Genomic DNA, 23,062 nt, shown 5'->3' on the forward strand with positions numbered 1-23,062 from the left:
TCCAGCATGTCGTGCTGCTGCTTGTCGTGCCACCAGGATTCCGATGAAACCCGTCAATACCGCTTTTGACAATGTGCTCAAGGCGTCGCCCGAAGACTTCCTCAAATCCTGGATTGAAGAGGTGGCGCAGTCCGGCGAAGGCTCTTCGGGCGCCACAGCCCGGGTGGCGCAAAACGAAGCCCGGGAACTGCTGAGCGCGCTGCAAGATGCCGTGCGCAACGATGCAGACCTGGCGCAGTTTGGCAGTGAGGCCTGGAGCAAGACGCGGACGGTGCTGGCGGAGCTGTCGCAGTCCCGTGCCGCGCAGGGCGCCAGCGCTGGCGAGACGAGTTATTTCGTGATGGCCCTCAAGAAGCCGCTCTTCGCCGGGCTGCAGCAGATGATTTCCACCGATCCTCAGCAGGTCTTCGACACCGTCTGGGCCGCCTCCAACCTGGTCGACAAGATGGCCCAGTGGACGGCAACGACCTACCAACGCAGCCGCGAGCAAGTCATCAAGCGGCAGCAGCAGGAGCTGCTGGAGTTGTCCACCCCGGTCGTGAAATTGTGGGAAGGCGTGCTGGCGGTACCCATGATCGGCACGTTGGATTCAAGCCGCACCCAACTGGTAATGGAGTCCCTGTTGCAACGCATCGTCGAGACGGGCTCGGAACTGGCCATCATCGACATCACTGGCGTGCCCACGGTCGACACGCTCGTGGCCCAGCACCTGCTCAAGACAGTCACCGCCATCCGGTTGATGGGTGCCGACTGCATCATCAGCGGCATCCGGCCACAGATCGCACAAACCATCGTTCACCTGGGCATTGACCTGCAGGGCATCACCACGAAGGCGACGCTGGCAGACGCCCTGTCACTGGCGATGAAGCAATCGGGCTGGATCGTTTCGCGCGCGCTCGGCTAGGCCGCTCATGGAACGCATCCCCGTTTTGAAGATGGGCCGATGTCTGCTCGTCACCATCCAGTTGGACATGCAGGATCAAACGGCCATCCTGCTGCAGGATGACTTGGCCGTGAAGATCGCCAGCAGCGGCGCCACAGGGGTGCTGATCGACATCTCCGCGCTGGAGATTGTGGACTCGTTCATCGGCCGCATGCTGGCCAGCATCTCTGGCATTGCGGCGGTACTCGGGGCCACGACGGTGGTGGTCGGCATGCAACCCGCTGTGGCCATCACGCTCGTCGAATTGGGGCTCTCCCTCGAAGGTGTGCGCACCGCCTTGAATGTCGAACGAGGCATGGCGCTGCTGCGCCATGCAGGTGGGGGTGACCTTGAATTCGGCGCCTGAAGGCCCCACGGGCGTCATCACCATCGAGATGGAAAGCGACATCGTTCGCAGCCGGCAGATGGTCCGCAAACTGACGCGGCAGTTGATGTTCACGCTGGTCGATCAGACCAAAATGATCACGGCGGCGAGTGAGCTGTCCCGCAACACCCTGGTGTATGGAGGGGGCGGTGAAATGCGCTGGGAGATCGTCGAGCGGGACCACCAGATGGGTTTGCGCCTGGCTTTCGAGGACCACGGCCCCGGGATTGCCGACACCCAACTCGCCCTCACCGATGGCTGGACCTCAGGCTCCGGCATGGGCATGGGGTTGTCGGGCAGCCGCAGGCTGGTCAACGAGTTCGACTTGCGGACGGCCGTGGGCCAAGGAACCTGCGTCACCATCACACGGTGGAAGTTGTGACATGACGCCGCATGTCGACATCCACGTCCACGAACCATCGCAAGTGGGCGAAGCCCGCCGCATGGCGTTGCGCCTTGCCTCGGGCCATGAACTGGGCGAAGACGTCTGCGGCCGCATCGCCCTGGTGGTGACCGAACTGGGCACGAACCTGGTCCGGCATGCCCAGGCAGGGAGGCTCCTCATGGCGTGCAAGGCGACTGAGCACGGCGCGCATTTCGAAGTGATTTCGATCGACAGCGGGCCCGGCATGCAAGATGTCAATCAGTGCCTGCTTGATGGTTACTCGACCGGCACCACGCCCGGCACGGGGTTTGGCGCCGTGCGCCGCCTGTCGACAGACTTTTCCGTGTATTCAAAGGTGGATTGCGGCACCGTGATCCTGTCGCGCATCCGGGTCTCCGAGGGGCGATCAAGCACGCCGCGCGCGGCGTTGGTGAACAGCCAGTTCGTTCATGCGGGCATCTGCCTTTGTGCGCCAGGCGAGGTGGTCAGTGGCGACGCCTGGGACATCCGCATCGAGGACGGCGAGGCCAGCGTCATCGTCGCCGACGGACTGGGCCATGGACCCGAGGCGGCTGAAGCGGCACAAGTGGCGGTGGCCGTGTTCCGCAATGCACGCGGCTCCCCACGCGCCGTCCTGGAGCAAGCGCATCCCCTGATGCGTCAAACGCGGGGAGCGGCGGTTTCGATTTCAACGCTCGACTTGCTGGCCAACACGGTGGTGGCGGCCGGTGCCGGCAATGTCTCCGGCCGGATCATTTCCGGCTTGTCCGATCGATCGCTGTTGTCCCAGCATGGCACGCTGGGACTGAAGGTGCGGACATTGCAAGACGCCACCTACGCCTGGCCCGAGCATGCCTTGTTGGTCATGCATTCCGATGGATTGCAGACGCGCTGGAAGCTGGACGGGCTGGGCGGCTTGCTCCGTTGCGATCCCGCCGTCATTGCCGGGTGGTTGATCCGCGACCACACACGGGGTTTGGACGATGTGACGGTTGTGGTGGTCAAGCGGGCTTGACCATGGGTGACGTTAACCTTGACCTGTACCAGCAAGCCCTGGATGCCTTGGCCGAGAAGACCCAAGAACTGGCGGAACTTCGGGAAGAGCTGAACGAGACGAACACCGGTGTGGTGGCCTTGTATGCCGAACTCGATATGCAGGCCGAACAACTCAGGCAGGCCTCCGAGCGCAGTGAGTCCAAGTTCCACACGATCTACTCTCAGGCGCCCATCGGGATCGTGCTGCTTGGCGATGACGGCACGGTGATCGGGGCCAATCCCGCCATGCTCAGGCTTTTGCAGCGAGGGATGGCCGAGGTTGTCGGCAAGAAAATGAGCGGGTTCAGTTTGCCGGAATGGGCGGCGCTGCTTGATGGCTTCTTGCTGAACCGCGACACCGAATCGCAAAACCAGAAGGTGCCGATGCAGTTGCCGCAGGGTGGACTCGTGCACCTGGAATGGAGCGTGCCAACGCAGATCGAGCCGGGGATCGCGATGATGTTGGCCACCGACATTTCCGAGCGGGTGGCGTTGGAAGCACAACGTTTGCAGTTGTTCGACAGCGAGCGTGTTGCCCGGGGCGAAGCGGAGCAGGTCAGCCGCCTGAAGGACGATTTCATCGCGGTGCTGTCTCATGAACTGCGAACACCGCTGAACGCGATCATGGGTTGGACGCACGTTCTTCTGAAACGGGGCGGGACCGACGAGACCATGCGTGGCTTGGCCGTGATCCAGCGCAACGGCGCCACGCAGGCGCGCATGATTTCCGACCTGCTGGACATGTCGCGCCTGAACCTGGGCAAGTTGCCGCTGTCGCTGTCGTTGCTGGACCCAGTCCAGGAGATAGACGCCGCCATCAACGCCATGAGGCCCGCCTTCGAGGCCAAGGACATCCACGTCGATCTGATCCTGGCCCCGGCTTACCGCACCATTCAAGCGGACGCGTCCAGGCTTCAGCAGGTGGTTTGGAATCTGCTCAGCAACGCCATCAAGTTCTCGCCCCGCGCCAGCACCGTGAGCGTTTCGCTGGACGAGTTGGATACCGGCTTGCGGATCCTGGTCACCGACGCAGGGCAAGGCATCGCGGCGGATTTCCTGCCTTTTGTGTTTGACCGATTCGCCCAGAGCGATGCGGCCAGCAACCGGCACCGTGGCGGCCTGGGCCTGGGGCTCTCGATCGCGAAACAGGTGGTGGAGGCCCATGGCGGTGAGCTGTCGGTGCGCAGCGAAGGGCTGGGCCATGGCGCGACCTTCGAGGTGTGGTTGCCCCTTCATCCCGCGGAAGAGCCCACGACCGCGGGCGACGATGAGCCGAGCGCACCGACCGGCCATGACGACCTGCCCCTGCGCCAAATCAAGGTCCTGATCGTTGACGATGACGCAGATGCCGCTGCCATGCTCCACATCATCCTGGGCGACCGGGGTGCCACCGTGTGCGCCGCCAACCATGCTGATCAGGCGCTGGAGATGTTGGAGAGCTTCAAGCCCGATGTGCTGATCAGCGACATCGGCATGGCTGGCAAGGATGGCTACGAGCTGATCCGGGAGGTGCGCAGGCGCGAATCTGGCATGCCCACACAGCATTTGGCGGCCATCGCCTTGACCTCGTTTGCGCGCGACAGCGATCGGGCCCAGGCCATCAAGGCGGGATTCGATGCCCATTGCCCCAAGCCACTGCGTCCCCTGAATTTGATCAAGCAGATGGTGGCCTTGCTGCGCTGAGGTGGACAATGTCGGTCCGAACACCCAGCAAGCAAAGGACGACGAGACATGGGCGCGCAATGGAAAGCAAAACACAAGGACCTGGCCGCCAATGCCAAAGGCAGGCTGTTTGGCAAGCTGTCCAAGGACATCATGATCGCCGCGCGCCATGGCGCCGACCCGGCCGCCAACTCGCGCTTGCGCCTGGTGGTGGAGCAGGCGCGCAAGGTCTCCATGCCCAAGGACACCCTGGATCGCGCGATCAAGAAGGGCGCCGGCCTGACCGGTGAGGCCGTTCATTTCGAGCATGTGGTGTACGAAGGCTTTGCACCGCACCGCGTGCCGGTCATGGTCGAATGCCTGACCGACAACGTGAACCGCGCCGCGTCTGAGATGCGTGTGCTGTTCCGCAAGGGCCAGCTCGGCACCTCGGGCTCGGTGGCCTGGGATTTTGACCACGTCGGCATGATCGAGGCCGAGCCCACCGCCCCAGGCGCCGACCCCGAGGTGGCGGCCATCGAAGCTGGCGCACAGGATCTGGAGCCCGGCGAGGACGAGGGCGTGACGGTGTTCCTGACCGACCCCACCGACCTGGACCTGGTCAGCCGCGCCTTGCCGGCGCAGGGCTTCACGGTGCTGTCGGCCAAGCTGGGCTACAAACCCAAAAACCCCGTCAACCCGGCCAGCCTGAGCGCCGAGGCGCTCGAAGAGGTGGAGGTGTTCCTGGCTGCCCTGGACGCCAACGAAGACGTGCAGAACGTGTTCGCGGGCTTGGCGGGCTGAGCAAGGCCACCAAGCCAAGCCTCAGGCGGCCCCCACCTCGCCCGCCGGCAGGGAAAAGTGAAACCGAGCGCCCTGGCCCGGTTCGGACTCCGCCCAGACCTGGCCTTGGTGCCGCTGCACCACCCGCTTGACGATGGACAGGCCGATGCCCACGCCCTTGAAATCGCGGTTGTCGTGCAGCCTTTGGAAAGCGCCGAACAGGCGCGAAGCCTCCTGGGCGTTGAAGCCGGCCCCGTTGTCCTTCACCGTGTAGACCACGTTCGGCCCCTCGCTTACCGCGCTGACCAAGATCCGCGGCTCGGCCACCTTGGATGAATACTTGAAGGCATTGGACAGCAGGTTGGCCCACACCTGCCGCAACAGCACCGGGTCGGCCTTGACCGAGGGCAGGGGCCCCACGACCACCTGCGGGGCGTGGCCTTCCCAGGCGGACTGGATCTCGGCCACCAGGGACTGCACCAGTTGCTCCATGTCGACGGTGGTCAGTTCCAGCTTGCGCTGCTGCGCAAAGGCCAGGTCCAGAAACTCCTCGCACAGCTGTCGCAGGCGATCGCATTCGGCGGCCACCATCTCGATCTTGCGGCTCACCCCGGCCGGCAGGTCGGCGCCTTCGTGCTGCAACATGAAGCGCAACAGAACCGCCATCTGGCCCAAGGGGCTGCGCAGGTCATGCGACACGCTGTTGGTGAAGCTCTGCAGGTCCGCGTTGCTTTGTTCGAGTTCGCTGGTGCGCTGGCGGATGATGTGTTCGAGGCGCTCGTTGAACTCGCGCAGCTCCTGCTCCCGGCTTCGAAGCTCCTCGATCAACCTGGAGATCGAATCCGCGACCTGGTCCACTTCGTTGGCGCCGACCGGTGGCCGATCCAGTGTCGATGGCGACGGTGTGAGCACGCGGGCCCGCACCGCGATCCGCCGCAGGGGCTCGTTCAGCACACCCGCCAGCCACCAACCCAGCACGCCGAATATCAGCGCGCCAAAGCCGCCAAAGATCCAGATGCGGCGTTGCAAGCTGTTCGCGGCCTCGAAGGCGATGTCCACCGGCTGGCGGACCACCACGGTCCAGCCCATGCCCGGGTAGTCGTCCGCGGCCTGGCTGGAGCCGGCCGCCGTGAGGTATCGCCGGCCATCAGACCAGGTGCGCACCACCGGGGCCAAGCTCAGCTCGGCTGCCGACACGCCGCGCAGCGCAGGTTCCTTGGGCCCCAGGTCGGCCTGGCCTTGACGGTTCACGATCACGATGTCCAGGGCCAGGCGGGCATCGAGCGTGGCCAGCATGGCGCGGCGCCGTTGCTCGGCCCAATCCCAGTTCAAGTGGGCGCCCAGCACGCCCTTGTGCTGGCGCCCTTGATCGCGCAGTGGGGCGGCCACGTCGATGAAGCGGTAGGGCTCGCCGGTGGCTGTGGCAGGCAAAAGGCTGGACAGCAGTTTGGCGTCGTGCACATCCAGCACCGACGGTTTGTTCAGGCCCGCTTTGAACCACGGGCGTTGCTGCACGCTCGCCCCTTGCAACAGCCCGCCGGTCGAGGCCAGCACGGTGCCATCCAGGTCGGTCACGCCGATCCAGCTGTAATGTTTGGTCGAAGCTTGCAGACGCTCCAGGGTGCGGCGCCAGCGGTCTGGCGTCATGTCGAGTGCCAGCGTCGTTTCGATCTCGGTGAGCCGGCGGATCTCGCGAAAGCGCTCGGCGACATCGGCGTCGAGGCGGGCCGCCATGGCCGCGGCCAACTGGGCCAGCATCGCGCCGCTGGCGCGCTCGGCCTCGCGGCGGGCGGACAGGCCGGACAGCCCGCCCGTGATGGAAAAAAGCACCAGCGCCAGCACAAAGAAGGCGACGCCGACTTTGGTTTGCGAACCAGTGCGGCGAATGGCGTCGGACAATGATCGGACCATCGAGCCTCCCTTTTGTGACGGATGATCACTCCTCGGGGCACCGATTCTTGCGCATTTCCAATTTAATTGCCCGACAACCTGCCCTGCTCTGCACTGTGGGGCGATCAGCGCCGGATCAAGGTCAGCCCGATCAGGCGCGACACCACGGCGGCCAAGTACATCACGCCGGTGAACATCTCGATGCTGGCCAGCGCCCGCGCGGGTGGCCTGACGGGGATCACATCCCCGATGCCTGTGCTGGACAGCAACGCGAAGCTCAGGAACATCAGCTCGGTCCAGCTGCGGGGCTGATCGGGGTTGACCGCGGCCAGGAAACTGCCCGGTTGCAAAACCTGCAGCATCACGAACAGGTAGGTGAAGCCCCAGACCAGCAGGGTGAAGGTGGCGCCCGCCGCGAACAGCTCGTCGGTCGTGGCGTGCATGTCTTCCATCATGTAGGCGATCAGGCTGCCGGCCGCGTAGAAATAGAACACGGCCTCCAGCCCGGCTGACCAAGGCAGCAGCCAGTCCATGTCGTTGCGCAGGGCCTGCAGGGCCAGCATCGCGATGGCCGGCAGGGCGATGCAGACGCTGATCCAGGTCAGCCCTGGGGTGCGGCGCACCATGCGCGTGGTGATGACCAGCACGCAGATCCCGAATGCGCCCAAGGCGATGGGGGCGCCGGGCGTGTCCTCCAGGAACGGGTAGAGCAGCAAGCCCGCCAGTTGCACCACCAGCAGGATGGCGGAAGGGTGGCGGCGCGTCAGGTTGAGCAAATGGGCATAGTGCATGGGCCGCATTGTGCGGTGCCTCAGGTGCGCAACTTGCCCACGGACACGATCGGCCCGGTGGGCGCGCCGGTGGGCGAACCGCCGAGGGGCTCCACGCTCACCGCCAAGGCCTCGGTGTTCTGCAGGAGCCGAGCCCGCAAGACGGTGGTGGCCCTGTCGGCAGCCACGACGCCCAGTGAGCGCGGCGCACCCTTGTCCGGCACGGACCACAACTCCAGCACGCGCTGAGGCTGCAGCGCCACGCCGTTCACGGGCTTGAGCACCAAGCTTGCACCATCGGCACTCACGCTGGCCACGAAGCTGGCCGGGCCCGCTTCACCGCCCATCACCACCAGCAAGGGGGGCGCTTGGCTTGAAGGCGTGGCCAGTAGCAAGGCCAAGGCCAGGATGGCGGCGCCGAACGCGCCGGTGAGGCCTTGCCACAGGCCCAGGCGCCGCCACCAAGGCGATGCGTCCGGTTGGGCAAATAGCCTTGTTTCGATGGACCGCCACACGTGCGGCGGAGGCGCCTGCTCGGCGATGGGCTCTTCCAGCACCGCGAGTCGGCGCTGCCAGTCGGCCACCGACGCGCGCAGGTTCGGGTGGGCCAGCAGCAGGGTCTCGAAGCGGCGGCGGGCCGGGCCCCGAAGGGTGCCCAGCACGTATTCGGCGGCCAGGCGATCAGCCAATGAGGGGCGGGCGTAGTCCATGTCAGCGCAGGGCCGTCGAGGCCCGCTCCAGACAGTCTTTCAGCGCGGCCAGGCCGCGGCGCACCCAGCTCTTGACGGTGCCCAGCGGTTGCACCAGGTGCTGCGCCACTTCGGTGTGCGACAGGCCCTGGTAGTAGGTCAGGGCCAGGCTTTGGCGTTGCTCGCGTGACAAGCCTTGCAGGCAATGCGCCAGCTGGCGCTGCTCCGCGACCTGTTCCAGCAGAGCCAGGGGCCCGGGTTGATCCGAGGGCAGTTTGTCCAGTGGGCTGGTTTCTTCACCATCGGCGCCCACGTAGGCGGTCACGGTTGACGGCGAGGTCTGGCTGCGGCGCAGGCTGTCGATGGCCCGGTTGCGCGCGATGCTGCGCAGCCAGGTCAAAGGCTGGCTGAGCGTGGGGTTGAAAGATTGCGCGGCGCGCCAGACGTTCACGTAGACCTCCTGAAGCACATCTTCGGCAGCGCTTCTGTCAGCTTGTATACGCAGCACCACGCCGAACAGACGCGCCGAGGTGAGGCGGTAAAGCGTGGCAAACGCCACACGATCGCCCAGTGCGATGCGGCTGAGCAGCCGGCCCAGCTCTTGGGTGGCCGCGTCTGACTCGGGAGAGGGGGATGAGGTCATTGGGTGCAACGATAGCGTTAAAAGCCCAGGACCCCAATGTTCAGTGTGGTGTCGAACACGCGCTCGATCAACCAGACGGTGGCGATGGCGGCGATGAGCATGGAGCCGCCCCCGACGAGTACCCAGCGGTATAACGGGGTGCGGCGCAGCAGTCCGATGATCGGCAAGGTCACCGACACCAGCGCCAGTTGGCCCAGTTCAACACCCAGGTTGAAACCCAACAGCGGCGCGGCCAGGTCGCTGCCCGACAAGCCCAGGTCCTGCAAGGCCCCGGCAAAGCCAAAGCCGTGCACCAGGCCAAAGCCGAACACCACGGTCCAACGCGGCGCGCGCAGCAAGGGCAGCAGGTTGTCGAGCGCGGCCAGCAGCACGCTGAGCGCGATCAGCGATTCGACCCAGCGCGAGGGCGGCGACAAGACCCCGAAGGCGGCCAGCCCCAAGGTGAGGGAGTGGGCCACCGTGAAGGCGGTGACCAGGCGCAGCACTTCGCCGATCGAGGCGCCCCAGCTTGGGCGGGGGCGCCAGCCCGCCATCGGTGGCCACCAGCGCGCTGGCCCCGGACGCTGCCACACCGAGACCAGCAGCAGCGACATCAGGAACAGGATGTGGTCGGTGCCGATCGCGATGTGGTGCATGCCGTCCAGCACGAAGCGCCACAGGCTGGGCCAGAACGATGGCGGTGAGTTGCCGTGGAAGGCCAGCGCTTGCCTAGGCCTGGGCGTGCCCAGCACCAGGGTGCCTGCTTCGCCGGAGGCGGCGGCCCAATGCACGATGCCCCGGTGCGTGGGGTCGGTGAGGGCGAACAGGCGGTAGTCGATGTCCAGGCCGTGCCAGGCATGCCCTGGCGCCAAAGGGCATTGGACGGTCCAGCGCAAAACCGCGTAGCGGCCGTCAGTGTGGGTGTCGATCTGGGGTTCGGGTAGCGGGGCGGCCAGGGGGGTGCAGTCTTGGCCTTCATGGCGCAAGCTCAAGGTGGGGCGGGCGAAGTTCATCAGCTCGGACCAGCGGGGGCGCACTTCGCCCCAGGTGAGTTGGCCATCGTCGTCGTGGTCCAGGCTCAACTCGGTGTCCAGGTCACGCAGGGCAATGTGCCAGTTCACATCCACCTGGCCGGTATCCCGCAGGGTCAAGGTGAGGTAGCTGTCGCTGGGCTTGTGCGCTTGAGCGAGGCTGCACAGCAGCAGCAAGGCCAGGGCCAGCAGCAACAGCTTGAATTTGAAGTTCTTCATCGCAGCCAGGGTTTCAGGCGCTGGTCGGCCCAGCACGCCTGGGCGATGAAATCGCGCACTGGCTGGGCGGCGGCGGCTTTCCCAGCAGCATGGGCGGCTTCCAGCAGGATGCGCGCATCGGCGGGTTCCTTCTGCACGGCCCAGTTGGCCTGGGCCAGCTGCAAAGCGGTGTCGGGGCGTTTGAGCAGGTGCAGGGCAAAGCGCGCTTCCTCGCGGCGGTGCACCGAGTCACCCCGTTCGCGCGCGGCGTTGAAGCGGGCGCGCAGGGCTTGCACGGTGGCGTCCAGGCGCGTGTCCTGGGTCTGGGCATAAGCCAGCGCCAGGCGCAGCAGCAGGCCATCGTTGCGTTGCTGTGTTTCAAGGCGCTTGATCACTTCGCGCGCTAGGCCCTGGTCCAGCAACAGGTCGGCATAGGCCCCTTCGGTGTAGGCGTCTGGCGCGGTGCTGAGCAAGTGCCGATACAAGGCCTGGGCCTCAGCGCGGCGGCCCAGGCGTTCGGCCAGCTCGGCTTGGATCAGGTTCAGCCAGGGGTGCAGGTGGGGCGGGGCTTGGCGAATCAAGGCCTGCAAGGAAAGTCGGGCTTGTTCGCCTTGTCCTTGCAGGCTGGACAGCTCCAGCGCACAAGCCTGGCCATGCCAGGGTGCGCCGATGCCGAGCAAGGCATCACACGAGGTTCGGGCCTCTTCGTAGCGGCCCAGCACCTGCAGGATGGAGGCGCGCGTCAGCCAGGCCTGGGCGTTGGCGCGGTCGTGCCGAAGCACGGCCTCCAGGTCGCGCAGGGCGGGTTCGAAGTCATGCTGGTTCTGCAAGATGCTGGCGCGCAGCAGGCGGATCGGCACGGGTGGTGCGGGCAAGCTCCACCAAACTTGCAGGGCGCCTTGGGCTTGGCCCATCCAACGGGGGTCGCCGTCCCGACGGGAGACCTCGATGGCCTGGCGTGCCAGCCGGGCGGCCAAGGCAACGTCGTTCGGGTTCTGGCGGGCTTGGGCGCGCAGGCCACGCCAAGCGCGCTCTTCATCCGACAAGGGGCGCTCGCGCAGGGTCTCGATCACCTCGCTGTCGGCCTGGGGCACAAAGGGGGCGCCATGGGCCAGGCCCGCCACCAAGGTGACGAGCATGAGCGCCATGAACACCCCCTGCTTCATGGGCGGCCGATCAGTTCACCATGGTGGGCTCGGCCGTGTCGTCGGATGCCAGCACCTCGGGCACGGCGACCGGCTCCAGCGCGTCCGAGGTGGCCGGGGGCACGGCCGACAGATCGCCGACATACGCCGTGGCCACGTCAGGTGAGGTGACGGCGGCCGGAGGCACTTGTGCGGTGACATCGGCCGGGGTGGTGGTGGGGCGGTTGGGATCATCACCCCCACCGCAGGCCACCAATATGGTGGCGGCCGCGGTGGCCAAGAGCAGTTGGTGCAGGCGAGTCATGGTCAGGCTCCTCACAGGTTCTTCGCGCCAGGCAGCGGCGCGTTCAGGTAGGGGAAGGCGTTCTTGAAGTGCAGTGGGTTGGCGCGCACCGCGTCGTTGAAGCCGAGGCCACCCACAGGCGCATCGCTGGGCGTGCAGCCCACCTTCAAGGCATCGCCTGAACCCGTCAGGGTGCACAGCGCGCCCATGGCCACGCGCAGCGACACATCGACCACGTCATCGCCCAGGCGGCGGCCATTGGGAAAGCCCGCGTTGTCACCCGCCGCCACGCCCAGGGGATTTTGAGAAGCCAGCGGCCTTGGGGCGATGGCCGTGTTCAGCCTCAGCATCTCGGCCAGCGGGCCGCGGCGGTTGGCATCCGCTCCGGTCAGGTCGGTGATGTGGGCGGGGCGGTTCAGCGTGGGCAAGCCGGTCAGGAAGGCCGTCATCAAATCCTTGCGGGGAAAGTTGGTGGGCGCCACGGCGGTGGGGAACAGCACCTGGATCAGCGCGGGCAAGGTCGGGTGGGTCACGTAGTCCGCGAAGTTGGCCGCGTCGTCCTTGGGCTTGGAGGCGTTGAACTTGTCTTTGTCCTTCAAGCCGATCACCACCTCGTTGACCAGGGGCATGCCCAGGCGTGAGACCTGCGTCCAGGCGCCACCGGTCCGCTCGCTGGTCTGCAGGCCTGACTTGGGCTTGCCATCGAGCAAGCGGGCCTGGCGCAGGCTGGCCGTGGTCCAGGCGCCGATCACCTTGTCGGTGGTCGAGGCGGTCAGGCAACTGGCGGGCATCTCAACGGCCAGCGAGGTCACGTTCTTGTCCGACAACTCGCCGAACTCGTTGATGTCGTTGGTGCCATTCAGGGCCTTGGCATTGGCCTCGTTGGTGATGACGCTGGCGGGCGCGTTGACCAGGTCGAAGATGCGGCCCAGGTTGACCGAGAAGGCTTCCTTGCGCTGGCCCACAAAGACGCGACCAGGCGCGCTGCAGCCAGGGATGGTGATGTTGTAGATGTACTTGTTGGCGTAAGCCTCGTAAGCGGCGGCATCACCCAGGGTCTTCTCGCCAATGTAGTCGATCGGCTTGGTGAAGGTGGTGCCCGACGCGCCCGTGGGGCTGCCGCTGGCGATGCTGATTTGCTGGCGCGCACCCGTGCGGCGATCGCCCCGCACGATGAACATCTCGTAGGTCTCGGCGAAGCTCACGGGGTCGCCGGCCACGCCAGAGATGCCCCCCGCCTGTCGCAGCGGGATGGCCACGTTCTTCTTGGCGCCTGCTGCGCCGATGGGCAGGGTGATGCCGGCGCCCGAGGCGTTCAAGGTGTTCTTGAAGCGGAACTGGAGGGTGATGTCCTCGACCGCGTCGCCGTTGTTGTCCACGTGGATCTCGTACAGCGCGTTCGGGTCCAGCGAGAAGTAGTTCGGGCCGCCATAGGCGTCCTGCAAAGGCAGGTAGTTGGCGATCAGCGTCACGAAGGCGCTCTTGCCTCCGGAGCCATCGCTGGCCACGCCTTCGTAGCTGTTGAACATGTAGAAGTCGGTGGCGTCGATCTTGGGCACGGTGGTGATGAAGGGCGCTTCGCGATGGCTGGAGGCCATGGCGGCGGGGGCCAGCAGCGACAGAGCGCAGGCGACCAGGGTGGGCCGCAGGGACAGCGCAGGGCGTGGGTTGATGGGCATGACAGGCTCCTGAACGAAGGGGTGGACGAATGACTGCTGCATCCCTTACGCCGCCAATTCGTGAACGGATGCACGGAGGGCCTAAAAAAAGCGCTGCGGTGAATCCCTTGCTCGTCAAAGGGCTTAAATCGCGCGCCCATCATTCCAAGACGACCGGTCATATAGTTTGTCCATGGCCCGCACTGCAGACCCCACCGACATCCCCCGCCGCTTGAGCGACGCGGGCTACGCCCTGTTCCAACTGCAGGGCTACAACGCCACCGGCATCCAGCAGATCACCGACAAGGCCGGGGTGCCCAAGGGTTCGTTCTACAACCACTTCGACAGCAAAGAAGCCTTTGCCGCGCAGATCCTGCGCAACTACGCCAAATGGACGGGCGACGCCTGGAGCGCGGCGCTGAAAGATGCGCCACCCACCCCGGTGGCCGCCATCCACCACGTGTTTGGCCAATTCATCCAGCACCACGACCGGACGGGTTGCCAAGGCTGCCTGGTGGGCAATTTCGCGGCTGAAGTCGTTGAGGCCAGCGAGACCTGCCGCGCCGTGCTGTCGGACGTGCTGCGCGATTGGCGTGACCGCCTGGCCGCTTTGATCTTGGCAGCCCAGCAGGCCGGCGAGGTCCGCGATGACGTGGACGCCCAGGCGCTGGCCAATTTCTTCTGGGATGCCTGGGAGGGCGCCGTGCTGCGCAGCAAGGTCGAGCACAGCGTGCGGCCTTTGCACGAGGTGCGCCACCTCTTGCTCGACAAATTCTTCCTGCCCTGACCACACGGGCTTTTCCCGCTTTCCATTTAGGAGTCCATTGCATGTCTGCCCCCGATCACACCTCTCCTGATGCCGCGCTGTTCCAGCCTTTCCAATTGGGCGGCATCAGCCTGGCCAACCGCATGGTGATGGCCCCCTTGACGCGCAACCGCGCCGAAGCCGGCAACGTGCCCGGCCCCCTGACCGTCGAGTACTACGCCCAGCGCGCCTCGGTCGGCCTGATCATTGCCGAGGCCACCCAGGTGTCTGCGCAGGCCCAGGGCTACAACGCCACCCCTGGCGTGCACAGCCCCGAGCAGATCGCCGCCTGGAAGAAAGTGACCGATGAAGTGCACGCCCGTGGTGGCCGCATCTTCGTGCAGCTGTGGCACACCGGCCGCATGTCGCACACGGCCTTCCAGCCGGGTGAGAAGGCCCCCGTCGCGCCCTCGGCCATCCGCGCCAACGCCAAGACCTACATCCCCGGCCAAGGCTATGTCGACACGTCCGTGCCCCGCGCTTTGGAAACCGAAGAGATCGCGGGCATCGTCAACGACTTCCGCACGGCGGCCCGCCACGCCATCGAAGCTGGCTTTGACGGCATCGAGGTCCACGGCGCCCACGGCTACCTGCTCGACGCCTTCCTGCGCGATGGCTCGAACAAGCGAACCGACCGCTATGGCGGCAGCATCGAGAACCGCGCCCGCTTCCTGGTCGAGGTGATGGCCGCCGTGATCGACGAGATCGGTGCCGACAAGGTGGGCGTGCGCCTGTCGCCGGTCTCGCCCGTCAACGATTCCAGCGAGAGCAACCCGCAGCCTTTGTTCGAGCACGTGGTGCGCGAGTTGAACAAGCTCAAGCCCGTGTACCTGCACATCGTTGAAGGGGCCACCGGTGGCCCGCGCGACATCGCCCCATTCGACTACGAAGCGTTGCGCAAGTTGTACGACGGCGTCTGGATGCTGAACAACGGCTACGACAAGGCCATGGCCGTGGACGTGGTGGCCTCGGGCAAGGCGGATCTGGTGTCCTTTGGCCGCCTGATGTTGACCAACCCCGACCTGCCGCGCCGCTTCAAGGAAAACGCGCCGCTGAACGAGTTGTTCAAGGACGCGCCGCTGTATGGTGGCGTGGGCGCGCATGGCTACACCGATTACCCGGCCTTGCCTGCCTGAGGAGGCTGAACGGGTATCCTGAGCGGATGCCCGCCACCGCTTCAACCGCCGTCCCCTTGACGGCTTCTGCGCCCGACACCGCGACCATGCTCGCCTTGTTGGGCGCAGGTCCTTGGGTGGCGCTCACGGGCGCGGGGCTCAGCACCGGCAGCGGCATCCCGGCCTACCGCGATCGACACGGGCAATGGCTGCATTCCAAGCCCATCCAGCACCAGGAATTCCTGGCCTGTGAGGCCACGCGCCGCCGTTACTGGGCCCGCAGTTTCGTGGGTTGGCCAACCATGTCGCGGGCCGAACCCAATGCCGGCCACCAGGCCATGGCCCAGCTTGAAAAGCGGGGCCTGATCAGCACGGTGATCACCCAGAACGTGGACAGCCTGCACCACCATGCCGGCAGCCAGGCGGTGATCGAGCTGCACGGCAGCATTGCCCGCGTGCGGTGCCTGTTGTGCCAGCAGTGTTATCCCCGGGCCCAGGTGCAGGCGCTGCTGCAAGCCCACAATCCGGCTTTCCAGCCCATGCCGCCGGCGGTTGTCCAGGCCGCGCCCGATGGCGATGCCCACCTGGAAGACCAGCACTACGCTGCCTTCCAGGTGCCGGCCTGCCCCGCCTGCCAGGGGGTGCTCAAACCCGACGTTGTCTTCTTTGGCGACAACGTGCCGCGCGACCGCGTGGCGGCGGCCAGCCAAGCCCTGGAAGGCGCATCGGCCTTGCTGGTGGTGGGTTCTTCGTTGTCGGTGTATTCGGGCTTTCGCTTCGCCGAACAGGCGCACCGCCTGGGCAAGCCCGTGGTGGCCTTCAACCAGGGCGCCACGCGGGCCGATCCCTTGTTGTCGGCCAAGCTGGAGCTCGACTGCAGCGAGGCGCTGACGCTGCTTTTGAACGCCAGCCTTGACGCTGGTCAAGCCCGGGCACCTTAGCCCTGGACGATCTGGCCGGGCCTGCCTAGACTGGCTTTTCCTTGAACTGGGCAGGAGCAGACCATGGCCACGATGATGAAAGCAGCGATCTTTGTAGAGCCCGGCCGCATCGTGCTGGACGACAAGCCGGTGCCCGATGTGGGCCCGCTGGACGCCTTGATCAAGGTCACCACCACGACCATCTGTGGCACCGATGTGCACATCCTCAAGGGCGAATACCCGGTGGCGCGCGGCCTGACCATTGGCCACGAACCCGTCGGCATCATCCACAAGCTGGGCTCGGCGGTGAGCGGCTTCCAGGAGGGGCAACGTGTCATCGCCGGGGCCATCACCCCCAGTGGTTGGAGCAGTGCCTGCCAATGCGGCGTGGGTTCGCAAGACGGCGCGGGCACGCGCCATGGCTTCAAGCTGATGGGCGGCTGGAAGTTCGGCAACACCATCGATGGCTGCCAGGCCGAGTACGTGCTGGTGCCCGATGCCATGGCCAACCTGGCCCCCGTGCCCGATGGCCTGAGCGACGAGCAGGTGCTGATGTGTCCGGACATCATGTCCACCGGTTTCAGTGGTGCCGAGCGCGCAGGCATCCGCATTGGCGACACCGTGGCGGTGTTCGCGCAAGGCCCCATCGGCCTGTGCGCCACCGCGGGCGCCAAGTTGAGCGGGGCCACCACCGTCATTGGCGTGGACCGCCTGGCCCAAAGGTTGGTGGTGTCCCACCACATGGGCGCCGACCACGTGATCGACAGCACGCGCGTGGACCCGGTGGACGAAATCATGCGGCTGACGGGCGGGCGTGGTGTGGACGTGGCCATCGAGGCTCTGGGCACGCAAGCCACCTTCGAGGCTTGCTTGAAAGTGCTGCGCCCCGGTGGTACCTTGTCCAGCCTGGGCGTGTATTCCACCGACCTCAAGATCCCGCTGGGCGCTTTCGCGGCCGGCCTGGGCGACCACAAGATCATCACCTCCTTGTGCCCGGGTGGTTCAGAGCGCATGCGCCGTTTGATGTCGGTGATCGAGACGGGCCGGGTCGACCTGAGCGCCATGGTCACGCACCGCTTCAAGCTGGATGACATCGAAGCGGCCTACGAGTTGTTTGGCCACCAGCGGGATGGCGTGCTCAAGGTGGCGATCACGCCTTGACGGAAAGCCTTCATTGATGAGCATGAGAGATCCCCACCCCCCTTCGCCGGTGCTGGACCTGGACCGGGCGGCCCACGCGGTCTTGGGCCGCCTCACCCAGGGCCTGTCACCGGCCTCGTTCTTGTTGGCTTACCTTGATTGGGCTGTGCACCTGGCCATCGCGCCGGGCAAGCAGCAGGCGCTGGTGCGCAAGGCTGTCCAGCAATGGCTGCGCTTGGCCGAGCTGGCCTTGCCGTCCACGGGCCCCGCCAAGCCCTGCATCGAGCCCTTGCCCCAAGACCACCGCTTTGACGACCCGGCCTGGTGCCAGTGGCCTTTCAACGTGATAGCGCAAGGCTTTTTGTTGACGCAGCAGTGGTGGCACAACGCCACCACCGACGTGCGCGGCGTGACCCAGCACCACCAGGACGTGGTGACCTTCAATGCCCGGCAGGCGCTGGACATGCTCGCGCCGTCCAACTTCCTGGCCACCAACCCCGAGGCCTGGGATGCCACCTGCAATGAGCTGGGCCTCAACCTGTGGCGCGGCGCTTTCAACGCCGCCGAAGACCTGGCGCGGGCGCTCAAGCGTGATCACGGCACCAGCGAGCCGGCCGATTTCGCCGTGGGCCAGCATGTGGCGGTCACGCCAGGCCAGGTGGTGTTCCGCAACGATCTCATCGAACTGATCCAGTACGCGCCCACCACGGCCAAGGTCCACCCCGAGCCGATCCTCATCGTGCCTTCGTGGATCATGAAGTACTACATCCTGGACCTGTCGCCACACAACTCGCTGGTGCGCTACTTGGTGGGGCAGGGGCACACGGTGTTCATCCTGTCATGGCGCAACCCCACGGCCGCCGACCGCGCGCTGGGCATGGACGACTACCTGCAGCTGGGGCCGGTGGCCGCGTTGAAAACCGTCCAGCGACTGATGCCGGGCCGCAAGGTGCATGGCGTGGGCTATTGCCTGGGCGGCACCCTGCTGTCCATCGCGGCCGCGACCTGGGCGCGCGATGGGCAAGATGGCCTGGCCACCTTGAGCCTGCTGGCCACGCAGACTGACTTTGAAGAACCGGGCGAGTTGTCCCTGTTCATCGACGACAGCCAGCTCACCTACCTGGACGACCTCATGTGGGAGCAAGGGGTGTTGGAAGGGCCGCAAATGGGTGGCAGCTTCACCTACCTGAACACGCGTGATCTGCTGTGGTCGCGCCTGGTGCGGGACTACCTGCTGGGCACCCGCCAGCCGCTCAATGATCTGATGGCGTGGAATCAGGACGTCACCCGCATGCCGTACCGCATGCACTCGGAATACCTGCGCAGCCTGTACCTGCACAACGACCTGGCCCATGGCAGTTACGAGGTGGAGGGCCGGCCGGTGGCCTTGTCCGACATCCGCGTGCCCATTTTCTCGGTGAGCACCGTGAAGGATCACATCTCACCCTGGCGCTCGGTCTACAAGCTGCATTTGCTCACAGGGGCGTCCCTGACCTTCGCGCTGGTCAGCGGTGGGCACAACGCCGGCATCGTCAGCGAGCCCGGCCACGCGGGCCGCACCTACCAGCTGCACACCCGTCCCGAGGGCGACAAATACATGGACCCCGACACCTGGCTGAACACGGCCGGGCACCATGAGGGATCGTGGTGGTCGGCCTGGCAGGCCTGGTTGGTGGCGCATTCCGGCAAGCTGGGCAAGCCGCCTGCCATGGGCAATGTCTCCAAGGGGTTGCCGCCGTTGGGGGATGCGCCGGGGCAATACGTGCGGGTGCGTTAGCCATGGCCGGTGAGCCCCCCGCTGGCCTCGTGGGCGGCCTGAGCACCCAGCAAGCCCTGGCGCTGCGCCAGACCCATGGCCCCAATGCGCTGGCCATCCAGCAGACGCGGCCACTGTGGCGTTCGGCGCTGGAGGTGGCGCGCGAGCCCATGTTCCTGTTGCTCATGGCCTGCCTGGTGCTGTACTTCCTGATCGGTGATTGGCAGGAGGGCCTGGCCCTGATGGTGTCGGTGGTGGCCGTGATGGGCATCACCCTGGTGCAGGAGCGGCGCACGGAGCGGGCCCTGGATGCACTCAAGGACCTGGCCAGCCCCCGGGCCCTGGTCATCCGCGATGGCCAGCGGCAGCGCATCGATGCCCAGGCGCTGGTGCCCGGCGATCTGATGGTGCTGCTCGAAGGTGACCGCGTGCCCGCCGATGGCGTGCTGGTCCAGGCCAACAACCTGCAGACCGATGAATCACTGCTCACTGGCGAGTCCGTGCCGGTGGACAAGCAGGCCACCACCCTGCCAGGGCCCTGGTCCATGGCACCCCTCGGTGATGACAGTGCCTGCTGCGTGTTCTCTGGCGCCCTGGTGGTGCAGGGCCAGGGCTTCGCCCAGGTGCTGGCAACTGGCGCCCACAGCGAGATTGGCCGCATCGGCGGCGCGCTCAGTCTGATTGAGACCGGGCGCACGCCCTTGCAGGAAGCCACCCGCCGCATGGTTCGAGGCGTGGCGGCCGGTGTGCTGGTGCTGGGCGTGGCGGTCCTGCTGATCATGGGCCTGACCCGTGGCGATTGGGTTCAGGCTGCGCTGGCCGCCATCGCCTGGTCCATGGCCTTGTTGCCCGAAGAGTTCCCGGTGGTGCTGACCATCTTCCTGGCCCTGGGCGCCTGGCGCATGTCGCGCCGCCATGTCCTCACGCGGCGCATGCCGGCCCTGGAAACCTTGGGGGCGGCGACGGTGCTGTGCGTGGACAAGACCGGCACCCTCACCGAAAACCGCATGCGCGTGGTCCGGCTGGCCTTGACCGATGCGCTGGACCAGGAATGGACCCTGGACGACACAGGCCAGTGGCCACCTCGGTTTGCAGAACTGGTGGACCTGGCAGTGCTGGCCAGCCGCCGCGAGCCCTTCGATCCCATGGAAGTGGCGATCCACGCGGTCAAGCCGGCAGGATCTCTTCGCGAAGACTGGACCTTGACGCGAGAGTACCCCTTGGCGCCGGAGCTGCTGGCCGTCTCGCGGGTTTGGCAAGCCCCGGGCGCCGATCACCAATTGATCGCCACCAAGGGCGCCCCCGAAGCGATCGCCAGCCTGTGCCACCTGCCGCCCGATCAGGTGCAGGCGCTGCTGGCCCAGGTGCAGCGCATGGCGGGACAAGGCTTGCGCGTGCTGGGCGTGGCGCGGGCCCGGACGCCCTTGGGCCCATTGGCCGAGTCAGTGCACGATTTTGACTTCGAGTTCGTTGGCCTGATCGCCCTGGCCGACCCGGTGAGGGCCGAGGTGCCCCACGCCATGGCGCAATGTCGCCAAGCGGGCATCCGCATCATCATGATCACCGGCGACTACCCGGCCACGGCCAGCAGCATTGCCCACCAGGCCGGCATTGGTACGGTTGATGGCACCTTGGGTTGCCTGACCGGTGCCGAGGTGGCCCAGATGGACGATGTCCAGTTGCGCGAGGCGATGCAGGCCACGCACGTCATCGCGCGGGCCACACCGGAACTCAAGCTGCGCATCGTCCGGGCCTTGCAGGCCCGCGGCGAGGTGGTGGCCATGACGGGCGATGGGGTCAACGATGCGCCCGCCTTGCGCGCGGCGGACATCGGTATCGCCATGGGCGGCCGGGGCACCGACGTGGCCCGCGAGGCGTCCGACCTCATCCTGACCGATGACCGTTTTTCGTCCATCGTCGAGGCGATCGGCTTGGGCCGCCGCATCTACGCCAACCTGACCAAGGCCAGCGGCTACATCGTGGCAGTGCACATCCCCATCGCGGGCCTGGCCATGTTCCCCGTGCTGACGGGCGGGCCGCTGATGCTGTTGCCCATCCACGTCGCCTTCCTGGAGCTGATGATCGATCCGGCCTGCTCGATCGCCTTCGAGGCCGAGCCCGAAGAAGCCCGGGCCATGCGCGAGCCGCCTCGGCGCGGTCCCACCTCCTTGTTTGGCGCCTCGGGCATCTGGCCTTGGGTGTTCCAGGGCTTGCTCTTGTTGTCGGCGGTGCTGTCGGTCCATGCATGGGCCCAACACCAGAGCGACGATGTGGCGCAGGTCCGGGCCCTGAGCTTTTCCACGCTGGTGCTGGGCAACATGGCGTTGATCCTGGGCCGCCGTGCCGGTGGGCAGGCCAACCATGCGATGTGGGCCGTGGTCGGCGGCACCGGCCTGGTGTTGGCACTGATCCTGTCCTGGCCTTGGCTGCGCGGCCTGTTTGGACTGGCCTGGCCCGGGGCGCAGGCCGCGGCAGCCTGCGCCTTGGTGGGCGTCGTGCTGTGGCCCGCGCTGATGGCGGTCAGGGCGCTTGATTCACGTCAACCCGCACGGCCTGCGGGGCCGTAATATCACCCATCCTCAACGCCTTGGAGCACTGCAATGAAGATCCTGATGCCTGTCGATGGAAGCGACTACACCAAGCGCATGCTGGGCTACATCGCCGCGCACGATGAGTTGCTGGGGTCCAAGCACGAGTTCACCGTGCTGACGGTGGTGCCCCTGCTGCCCGCTGGCGTGACCGGCTTTCTGGACCGAGCCATGGCCGACACCTATTACGAAGATTGCGCCCAGGAAGTGCTGCGCCCCATCAAGGCCTTCATCGACCAGAAGGGCTGGAACGTGCAGATGGTCAGCCGCCGGGGCCATGCCGCCGATGTGGTCGCCCAGTTCGCCGAAGAGCACCCGATGGACCTGATCGTGATGGGCACCCATGGGCGTTCGGCATTTGGCAACGTGGTGCTGGGGTCGGTGGCCACCGGGGTGCTGGCGCGCAGCAAGGTGCCCGTGCTGCTGGTGCGTTGAGCCCGCCGCTGATCAGTCCGTCTTGAACACGTTGCGAACGTGTGCCACCAGTTCGGCCTGGTTGGGCGTGGCATTCTTGCCCGTCGTGGACAACTTCATCCAGTGCCGCAGGCCAGCCCAGGCCGAGAGGTTGTGCTTGAGCACCGACTCCAGGTCGGCCTTGAAGCCCTCGTGTGACCACGCGATGGCCGTGTGGATGGCGGTGCCCACCAGCCCGCTGGCGGCCAGCTTCACGTCGATGTCGGCGCTCAACTGGGGGTAGAAGCCCTGCGTCAGTGTCTGGATGACGTGCTGGTAGGTCAGCAGCTCCGATCGGCCATCGCGCATCTTCAGGTTTTCCATCCAGACGCAGTCGATGAGCACGATCTGAACCCTGCGCGGGTCGTCTTTCATGAACTGCAGAAATGCGCGCAGGCCCGCTTCCAGCATGGCGCGCTCGTTCAGGGGCGCCTGGGTGATGGCATTGCGGATGGTGTCCATCAGTCCCTGGATGAGCTGCTTGCACACCGTGTCGAACACATCTTGCGTGTTGCGGAACGACTCGTAAAAGTAGCGCTCGCTCAAGCGGGCATGGGCGCACAGGTCGCGCATGGTCGCTTGCGCGAAACCCAGCCGCCCGAACACATCGATGCCTGCCTCGATCAGCCGCTCACGGCGCAGCCTCGCCCGCTCTTCCTGGGGCACGCCGGAGTACATGCGCGGTTTCAGCAAGTCTGGCGATGAGGGCTGCAAAGACATTGCGGTGAGGGCAAAGAGTGTTGTTCACCAAGCTTACACGAGGATGACAGGCCCACCGCGTGGCGGCTTGTCGTCCAAAACCCCGTGGCGGCTCCGGGGTCCCGCAGTCATGGGGGACGCCCAGGAAT

The 23,062-nt window shown here is 66.1% G+C and carries 22 protein-coding genes; 13 read left to right on the forward strand and 9 right to left on the reverse strand.

The window, feature by feature from the left end; all coding sequences use genetic code 11:
* Positions 1-43 precede the first annotated feature (43 nt).
* The 6 genes from LQ232_RS09845 to LQ232_RS09870 are packed head-to-tail and all read left to right on the forward strand — an operon-like array spanning position 44 to position 5,172.
* Positions 44-904, forward strand: coding sequence for an STAS domain-containing protein (locus LQ232_RS09845; RefSeq protein ID WP_230180143.1), 861 nt, complete (start codon positions 44-46; stop codon positions 902-904).
* 7 nt (positions 905-911) lie between these two features.
* Positions 912-1,289, forward strand: coding sequence for an STAS domain-containing protein (locus LQ232_RS09850; RefSeq protein WP_230180144.1), 378 nt, complete (start codon positions 912-914; stop codon positions 1,287-1,289).
* A 28-nt stretch (positions 1,290-1,317) separates the two neighbouring features.
* Positions 1,318-1,689 carry an anti-sigma regulatory factor gene (locus tag LQ232_RS09855; RefSeq protein WP_230180704.1) on the forward strand — a complete coding sequence of 124 codons (372 nt, stop codon included), beginning with the start codon at positions 1,318-1,320 and terminating at the stop codon, positions 1,687-1,689.
* Between the two features lies 1 nt (position 1,690).
* Positions 1,691-2,707, forward strand: a complete 1,017-nt coding sequence (locus LQ232_RS09860; protein WP_230180145.1) for an ATP-binding protein — start codon at positions 1,691-1,693, stop codon at positions 2,705-2,707.
* A gap of 2 nt (positions 2,708-2,709) precedes the next feature.
* Entirely contained in the window at positions 2,710-4,410 is a 1,701-nt protein-coding gene (locus LQ232_RS09865; RefSeq protein WP_230180146.1) for an ATP-binding protein, read from the forward strand.
* 48 nt (positions 4,411-4,458) lie between these two features.
* Positions 4,459-5,172, forward strand: coding sequence for a YebC/PmpR family DNA-binding transcriptional regulator (locus LQ232_RS09870; RefSeq protein ID WP_230180147.1), 714 nt, complete (start codon positions 4,459-4,461; stop codon positions 5,170-5,172).
* 21 nt (positions 5,173-5,193) lie between these two features.
* On the opposite strand, the gene LQ232_RS09875 is transcribed toward LQ232_RS09870, so the two are convergent.
* From LQ232_RS09875 to LQ232_RS09910, 8 genes are all read right to left on the reverse strand, one after another.
* Complete coding sequence (locus LQ232_RS09875) at positions 5,194-7,062, reverse strand: ATP-binding protein (protein ID WP_230180148.1); 1,869 nt, start codon at positions 7,060-7,062, stop codon at positions 5,194-5,196.
* A 104-nt stretch (positions 7,063-7,166) separates the two neighbouring features.
* Positions 7,167-7,832 carry an ion channel gene (locus tag LQ232_RS09880; RefSeq protein ID WP_230180149.1) on the reverse strand — a complete coding sequence of 222 codons (666 nt, stop codon included), beginning with the start codon at positions 7,830-7,832 and terminating at the stop codon, positions 7,167-7,169.
* 20 nt (positions 7,833-7,852) lie between these two features.
* Positions 7,853-8,521 (reverse strand): anti-sigma factor domain-containing protein, encoded by a 669-nt coding sequence (locus LQ232_RS09885; protein WP_230180150.1) that lies wholly within the window; start codon positions 8,519-8,521, stop codon positions 7,853-7,855.
* A gap of 1 nt (position 8,522) precedes the next feature.
* Entirely contained in the window at positions 8,523-9,143 is a 621-nt protein-coding gene (locus LQ232_RS09890; protein ID WP_230180151.1) for a sigma-70 family RNA polymerase sigma factor, read from the reverse strand.
* Positions 9,144-9,160: 17 nt separating this feature from the next.
* On the reverse strand, positions 9,161-10,372 hold the full coding sequence (locus tag LQ232_RS09895; RefSeq protein ID WP_230180152.1) for a HupE/UreJ family protein: 1,212 nt from the start codon (positions 10,370-10,372) through the stop codon (positions 9,161-9,163).
* Positions 10,369-11,499, reverse strand: coding sequence for a hypothetical protein (locus tag LQ232_RS09900; RefSeq protein WP_230180153.1), 1,131 nt, complete (start codon positions 11,497-11,499; stop codon positions 10,369-10,371). Before LQ232_RS09900 ends, LQ232_RS09895 begins: the two co-directional genes overlap by 4 nt.
* A 28-nt stretch (positions 11,500-11,527) precedes the next feature.
* The gene (locus LQ232_RS09905) at positions 11,528-11,800 is read right to left on the reverse strand and encodes a hypothetical protein (protein ID WP_230180154.1); all 273 of its coding nucleotides are present in this window, start codon (positions 11,798-11,800) and stop codon (positions 11,528-11,530) included.
* 11 nt (positions 11,801-11,811) lie between these two features.
* On the reverse strand, positions 11,812-13,458 hold the full coding sequence (locus tag LQ232_RS09910) for a DUF4331 domain-containing protein (RefSeq protein ID WP_230180155.1): 1,647 nt from the start codon (positions 13,456-13,458) through the stop codon (positions 11,812-11,814).
* Positions 13,459-13,630: 172 nt separating this feature from the next.
* On the opposite strand from LQ232_RS09910, the gene LQ232_RS09915 reads away from it, so the two are divergent.
* The 7 genes from LQ232_RS09915 (at position 13,631) to LQ232_RS09945 (ending at position 22,196) form a co-directional block, all read left to right on the forward strand.
* The gene (locus tag LQ232_RS09915) at positions 13,631-14,224 is read left to right on the forward strand and encodes a TetR/AcrR family transcriptional regulator (RefSeq protein ID WP_230180156.1); all 594 of its coding nucleotides are present in this window, start codon (positions 13,631-13,633) and stop codon (positions 14,222-14,224) included.
* 41 nt (positions 14,225-14,265) lie between these two features.
* A complete protein-coding gene (locus LQ232_RS09920; RefSeq protein ID WP_230180157.1) occupies positions 14,266-15,378 on the forward strand; it encodes an alkene reductase in 1,113 nt (370 codons plus the stop codon).
* Between the two features lie 26 nt (positions 15,379-15,404).
* Complete coding sequence (locus tag LQ232_RS09925) at positions 15,405-16,298, forward strand: NAD-dependent protein deacetylase (protein WP_230180158.1); 894 nt, start codon at positions 15,405-15,407, stop codon at positions 16,296-16,298.
* 63 nt (positions 16,299-16,361) lie between these two features.
* Positions 16,362-17,438 carry an NAD(P)-dependent alcohol dehydrogenase gene (locus tag LQ232_RS09930; RefSeq protein ID WP_230180159.1) on the forward strand — a complete coding sequence of 359 codons (1,077 nt, stop codon included), beginning with the start codon at positions 16,362-16,364 and terminating at the stop codon, positions 17,436-17,438.
* Between the two features lie 22 nt (positions 17,439-17,460).
* Positions 17,461-19,194: an alpha/beta hydrolase gene (locus tag LQ232_RS09935; RefSeq protein ID WP_230180160.1), complete on the forward strand. Its 1,734-nt coding sequence runs from the start codon at positions 17,461-17,463 to the stop codon at positions 19,192-19,194.
* Positions 19,195-19,196: 2 nt separating this feature from the next.
* Positions 19,197-21,740 (forward strand): cation-translocating P-type ATPase, encoded by a 2,544-nt coding sequence (locus tag LQ232_RS09940; RefSeq protein ID WP_230180161.1) that lies wholly within the window; start codon positions 19,197-19,199, stop codon positions 21,738-21,740.
* 33 nt (positions 21,741-21,773) lie between these two features.
* Positions 21,774-22,196, forward strand: coding sequence for a universal stress protein (locus LQ232_RS09945; RefSeq protein ID WP_230180162.1), 423 nt, complete (start codon positions 21,774-21,776; stop codon positions 22,194-22,196).
* Positions 22,197-22,208: 12 nt separating this feature from the next.
* On the opposite strand, the gene LQ232_RS09950 is transcribed toward LQ232_RS09945, so the two are convergent.
* Entirely contained in the window at positions 22,209-22,892 is a 684-nt protein-coding gene (locus LQ232_RS09950) for a TetR/AcrR family transcriptional regulator (RefSeq protein WP_230180163.1), read from the reverse strand.
* Positions 22,893-23,062 lie beyond the last annotated feature (170 nt).

This window comes from Aquabacterium sp. CECT 9606 (genome assembly GCF_918741295.1).
Classification (GTDB): Bacteria; Pseudomonadota; Gammaproteobacteria; order Burkholderiales; family Burkholderiaceae_C; genus Aquabacterium.

Excerpts from the sequence above, each read along its gene's own strand:
- LQ232_RS09900 (WP_230180153.1), bottom strand. The coding sequence starts at position 11,499 with ATGGCGCTCATGCTCGTCACCTTGGTGGCGGGCCTGGCCCATGGCGCC.
- LQ232_RS09875 (WP_230180148.1), bottom strand. The coding sequence starts at position 7,062 with ATGGTCCGATCATTGTCCGACGCCATTCGCCGCACTGGTTCGCAAACC.
- LQ232_RS09895 (WP_230180152.1), bottom strand. The coding sequence starts at position 10,372 with ATGAAGAACTTCAAATTCAAGCTGTTGCTGCTGGCCCTGGCCTTGCTG.
- LQ232_RS09855 (WP_230180704.1), top strand. The coding sequence starts at position 1,318 with ATGGAAAGCGACATCGTTCGCAGCCGGCAGATGGTCCGCAAACTGACG.
- LQ232_RS09890 (WP_230180151.1), bottom strand. The coding sequence starts at position 9,143 with ATGACCTCATCCCCCTCTCCCGAGTCAGACGCGGCCACCCAAGAGCTG.
- LQ232_RS09880 (WP_230180149.1), bottom strand. The coding sequence starts at position 7,832 with ATGCACTATGCCCATTTGCTCAACCTGACGCGCCGCCACCCTTCCGCC.
- LQ232_RS09845 (WP_230180143.1), top strand. The coding sequence starts at position 44 with ATGAAACCCGTCAATACCGCTTTTGACAATGTGCTCAAGGCGTCGCCC.
- LQ232_RS09920 (WP_230180157.1), top strand. The coding sequence starts at position 14,266 with ATGTCTGCCCCCGATCACACCTCTCCTGATGCCGCGCTGTTCCAGCCT.
- LQ232_RS09865 (WP_230180146.1), top strand. The coding sequence starts at position 2,710 with ATGGGTGACGTTAACCTTGACCTGTACCAGCAAGCCCTGGATGCCTTG.
- LQ232_RS09930 (WP_230180159.1), top strand. The coding sequence starts at position 16,362 with ATGGCCACGATGATGAAAGCAGCGATCTTTGTAGAGCCCGGCCGCATC.
- LQ232_RS09885 (WP_230180150.1), bottom strand. The coding sequence starts at position 8,521 with ATGGACTACGCCCGCCCCTCATTGGCTGATCGCCTGGCCGCCGAATAC.
- LQ232_RS09910 (WP_230180155.1), bottom strand. The coding sequence starts at position 13,458 with ATGCCCATCAACCCACGCCCTGCGCTGTCCCTGCGGCCCACCCTGGTC.
- LQ232_RS09850 (WP_230180144.1), top strand. The coding sequence starts at position 912 with ATGGAACGCATCCCCGTTTTGAAGATGGGCCGATGTCTGCTCGTCACC.
- LQ232_RS09940 (WP_230180161.1), top strand. The coding sequence starts at position 19,197 with ATGGCCGGTGAGCCCCCCGCTGGCCTCGTGGGCGGCCTGAGCACCCAG.
- LQ232_RS09935 (WP_230180160.1), top strand. The coding sequence starts at position 17,461 with ATGAGAGATCCCCACCCCCCTTCGCCGGTGCTGGACCTGGACCGGGCG.
- LQ232_RS09905 (WP_230180154.1), bottom strand. The coding sequence starts at position 11,800 with ATGACTCGCCTGCACCAACTGCTCTTGGCCACCGCGGCCGCCACCATA.
- LQ232_RS09870 (WP_230180147.1), top strand. The coding sequence starts at position 4,459 with ATGGGCGCGCAATGGAAAGCAAAACACAAGGACCTGGCCGCCAATGCC.
- LQ232_RS09925 (WP_230180158.1), top strand. The coding sequence starts at position 15,405 with ATGCCCGCCACCGCTTCAACCGCCGTCCCCTTGACGGCTTCTGCGCCC.
- LQ232_RS09860 (WP_230180145.1), top strand. The coding sequence starts at position 1,691 with ATGACGCCGCATGTCGACATCCACGTCCACGAACCATCGCAAGTGGGC.
- LQ232_RS09945 (WP_230180162.1), top strand. The coding sequence starts at position 21,774 with ATGAAGATCCTGATGCCTGTCGATGGAAGCGACTACACCAAGCGCATG.
- LQ232_RS09915 (WP_230180156.1), top strand. The coding sequence starts at position 13,631 with ATGGCCCGCACTGCAGACCCCACCGACATCCCCCGCCGCTTGAGCGAC.
- LQ232_RS09950 (WP_230180163.1), bottom strand. The coding sequence starts at position 22,892 with ATGTACTCCGGCGTGCCCCAGGAAGAGCGGGCGAGGCTGCGCCGTGAG.